Raw genomic sequence first — 3856 nt, forward strand, 5'->3', positions numbered from 1 at the left:
GTGACGCGCGGGACCGAGGCCCAGCCCGACCTGTTCCTCGCCGTCGTCGGTGATGCGCCCTTCCGGGATGGTCTGGACCTGATGGCGATTCCGGTTGTGTCGCTGGCGAAGGGGCGGCGCGCGGAGCCGATCAGGTTCAAGCGGGGCGATATGTCGGTTGAGGTGTCCGCGCCTCCGCATATCGGCATTGCCACGATCTGGGATTTTGATTTCGTCCTCTACGCCGTGTCCCAGTTGAATGAGGCCGTGAACCGGGGCGAAACACCGCCTCCGACGATCAGGGCGCCCGCCTATGACATTCTCCGAGCCGTGCGCCGGGGGACCAGCGGGCGGGAGTATCAGGGCCTACGGGACGCGCTGGACCGCCTGAAGGCGACCACGATCCGCACCACGATCCGAGCGAACGGCAAACGGGGCGAGACTTTCAGCCTGATCGAGCACGTCCAGTGGGCCGAGGATGCTTTCGGAAAGCCCTTGGGCGTCAGCATCACGCTCCCCCAGTGGCTCTATCGCGCCGTTCTGGACCACCGCGTTCTGTCTCTCGACAGCCGTTATTTCGATCTCTCCGGGGGCTTGGCCCGATGGCTTTACCGCGTGTCGCGGAAACAGGCTGGCGACCGTCCTGACGGCTGGCGCTGGACCCTTGCCGACCTTCACCAGCGGTCCGGTGTCACCCGCCCCCTGAAGGGGTTTGCCTATGACCTGCGGAAGCTGATCGAGGCGAACCCGCTCCCGGAATATTGGCTGACAGCCTACGCCGATGACACCGGGACCGAGTGCGTCCACGTCACCCGCCGATCAAAGCTGGCCCTCGATCATCCGGGGCGGGAGATACCCCTCAAATCTCGCCGTCTGGACCCCGCCCTGTAGGGTTTAAGACTCTCCGTAGGAGAGGGGTTTAAGGGTTTCAGGGTTGAAAACTCCCTACTTAATCAAGCCCTTACCCTGTGGATTGGTCCGCGATAACACGGCAATCGGTCCGCGATAACACGTCCTGTCCGGTTCGCGATAACACGTCCCGCGCGCGAGAAAGCTGGATTAGCGAACGCCTTGCCCAATGGGGCCGGTGTCCAGACTGGACGGCTTGAGGATTGACCCTGCCCCCTCGCGTGCGTGCGTGCGCGATGCGGGCGGAAACCTCCTGAAACCTCGATCTACTCGGACCTAAAATAGATGGCCGAAGCGGCGCATGGCCTCCGAGGCGAATAGACCCTCGAAGTCCTCCGAGGCCCTGATCCATGCCTGCGTCAGCCGTTCCCGATTCCGACCGCGCCGGGGCTTTTCGTGAAGGCGCTTCTCGCATCGTTCCATGCGCTCCCGCGTCCGATCGAGCCGGTCCATAGATTGGCTGGCGTAGGTCAGCCGGTGCGCCTGACGACAAGCGACCACGCCGCCGACTACCGGGAGAACCTGACACCGGCGAAGGGTGCGGGGACATAGGGCGTAGTAGCGGAACCCGCCGAACCGCATAGGGACCGCCTCAAGCTGGACGGTGACGGTGCGGTCCTCGCCGCTCGTGCTGTAGGACAGGATCAGGCGGCGATCCTCGCCGTCCATGACCACCGTGTAGCCCATGCTCCCCGATGGCTCGCCGCGACGGGTCCAGCGCAACGTCCCGCTTGCCCTATGGCCTTCCCTCAACGCCCCCTGTTTGCGGAGGAACCGAAGGTCTATCCGACAGGCTGCGTCCACGGTTCCCCGGTTCCGGGTCCGGTATCGTCCTGACGCGCTTCCGCCCATGATGGCCTCCCAGATTTTCCGAACGCTTTTGCGTTAGGCTGTCATTTAATCAAAAAGGCTGTTTCGCCGCTAAGGCCCTTTTTGTCATCACTGGCGGCAAACTCTGTCTTTGGCTGTCTGGGCATCAAAACCCCCGACTTGTCCGTCAGTGGCCGCTAGAAACGGCTGGAAATGGCATCGTATGGTTCGCTCTGGCCTTTGCTTGGATTGAGTGACTAAGGCCCAGCCGCTTTCCGGGGACCGGGTAGCCGGTTCGCTTGGCCCGATGGACCGCGAAAACGCCAAAGGCATCGTGCACGCGGTCCGTCCCTTCCTTCAGCAGATAGCTGGCGAAACCCTTGTCCCAGACCCAGACCGACTTGACCGCCCGGTCCTCGTAATCGTCGGAGGCTCCGGCCACCCAGCCGCGAACGGCTGCGATGAAGTCCTTCCCCATTCCGCCGCTCTCTCCGCCGGGGACGTGGACCAGCAGATGAAGGTGGAGGCCGTCGAAGGTGCGGGCGGTTCCGTTCTCTCGGGCGTAGGCCCAGACCGGCGGGCTATCGGTTCGCCGCCGTAGCCATTGGCCCATGACGTTGATGAGGTGCTGGACCCGATCAAACTCCGGGACCGATGACGGGGCGAACCGCCAATGGACCGTGACGTGAAGGTTGAGGGGGCAGCCAAGCACGCCGTCCGCGAAGTTGACCCCGTGATGCCAGTTTGATGCCACCCCGTATTCAATCTGTTCCGTCACCTTGCGATGGGTCGGAGCACCCGGAACCTTGCGAGGGCGACCGGCGGGACCACGTAGGATTTTGGACGGCTCGACCACTAGATTTAGTCCCTGTGTCTCTAAGAACAGCTATTTAAGCCTAACTGGATGCTCGCGCGCGCACGAGGGACCGGGGCGAACCTGCCCGTTAACCTGTTGGAAAACATATCATCTTGACCGGCGTTCTACCACCTTCCCCGCGTTGGAAAATAATAGTGGACTGGGGGGAGGCGTAACAGGTAAAGGTTCGTCTGCCTGTTACGGGAGGACCACCGATGGCCGAGGGAAGATTCGTCGCCTACTACCGCGTCAGCACCGCGCGACAGGGCCAGTCGGGTCTGGGGCTTGAGGCCCAGCAGGGGGCCGTCACCCGCTATCTCAACGGCGGCTCATGGGATCTGATCGAGGCGTTCACCGAGATTGAAACCGCCAAGGGGGCCAACGCCCTCGCCATGCGTCCCCAGTTGAGGGCCGCGCTGGACTACGCCCGGAAGCACAAGGCTACCCTCGTCATCGCCAAGCTGGACCGGCTGGCGCGCAACGTCCATTTCGTGTCTGGCCTCTTGGAAACCGGCGTGGATTTCGTCGCCGCCGACCGTCCCGATGCGGACCGGTTCACGCTTCACCTTGAGGCGGCGCTGGCCGAGCGGGAGGCCCGCGTCATCTCCGAACGGACGAAGGCTGCGCTGGCCGCTGCGAAGCGCCGGGGCGTGGTTCTGGGGGCCAACGGTAAGACGCTGGCGGTGCGGAACCGGGCCGAGGCCGTCGAACGTGTCGCGCCGATGGCTGGCCGTCTGAAGGCTCTCCGGGGCGAGGGTTTGTCCCTGCGCCGAATCGCCACCACCCTCAACGATGAAGGCGTGTCATCGCCGGGGGGCGGGGCGTGGTATCCGGCCAACGTCCAGCGCGCTCTTGAGCGGGTTTCTGTCTGACGGCTTGGCAGACGATTTAACGGCAGACTGGACGGCAGACGCCGATGGCAGACACACCCGCACCGAAGGCTCCCCGGAAGCCTGTAGGGCGTCCTCCGAAGGGCAGGGGCGCGGCTACGTCGTCAGACGCGGCTGACGCGCGTTGGACCGTGCGGGGCGTCCCGTTGAACGTCCGGGCGATGGCGACGAAAGCGGCTGACAGACAGGGTTTGACGGTAGGTGATTGGCTGGCCGAGGCGGTAATCGCCTATAGCCGGGGGAAGGTTTCGTCTGACGGTTCCGGCCTTTCGGCAGACGGCGGCGCGAACGTCCCCGCCATGCCCTTGCCCTCCGAGTTTCCAGCCCTCTTGGCTGACATTCAGGACCGCCTGAAAGCTATCGAGGCCGAGAAGGAGCGGAGCGTTCTGGACCGCCTTTTGGGCAGACGGAA

4 protein-coding genes are annotated in these 3856 nt (G+C 64.1%); 2 read left to right on the plus strand and 2 right to left on the minus strand.

Going from position 1 to position 3856, the window contains the following annotated elements; all coding sequences use genetic code 11:
- Nucleotides 1-870, plus strand: coding sequence for a replication initiator protein A (locus tag AC3IS2_RS15200; RefSeq protein WP_489200171.1), 870 nt, complete (start codon nucleotides 1-3; stop codon nucleotides 868-870).
- A 294-nt stretch (nucleotides 871-1164) separates the two neighbouring features.
- Here the strand turns inward: AC3IS2_RS15200 and AC3IS2_RS15205 are convergent, their stop codons facing one another.
- Together AC3IS2_RS15205 and AC3IS2_RS15210 are read right to left on the minus strand one after the other, a co-directional pair.
- Nucleotides 1165-1575, minus strand: coding sequence for a hypothetical protein (locus AC3IS2_RS15205; RefSeq protein WP_489200172.1), 411 nt, complete (start codon nucleotides 1573-1575; stop codon nucleotides 1165-1167).
- A gap of 310 nt (nucleotides 1576-1885) precedes the next feature.
- Entirely contained in the window at nucleotides 1886-2476 is a 591-nt protein-coding gene (locus AC3IS2_RS15210) for a hypothetical protein (protein WP_489200173.1), read from the minus strand.
- A 293-nt stretch (nucleotides 2477-2769) separates the two neighbouring features.
- On the opposite strand from AC3IS2_RS15210, the gene AC3IS2_RS15215 reads away from it, so the two are divergent.
- Nucleotides 2770-3426 carry a recombinase family protein gene (locus AC3IS2_RS15215; RefSeq protein ID WP_489200170.1) on the plus strand — a complete coding sequence of 219 codons (657 nt, stop codon included), beginning with the start codon at nucleotides 2770-2772 and terminating at the stop codon, nucleotides 3424-3426.
- The last annotated feature ends 430 nt before the right edge of the window (nucleotides 3427-3856 follow it).

It is taken from the genome of Brevundimonas sp. KH_025 (assembly GCF_057839885.1).

What these genes read in the sequence shown, in the direction of transcription:
- AC3IS2_RS15215 (WP_489200170.1), top strand. Translation starts at nt 2,770, where the DNA reads ATGGCCGAGGGAAGATTCGTCGCCTACTACCGCGTCAGCACCGCGCGA.
- AC3IS2_RS15205 (WP_489200172.1), bottom strand. Translation starts at nt 1,575, where the DNA reads ATGGGCTACACGGTGGTCATGGACGGCGAGGATCGCCGCCTGATCCTG.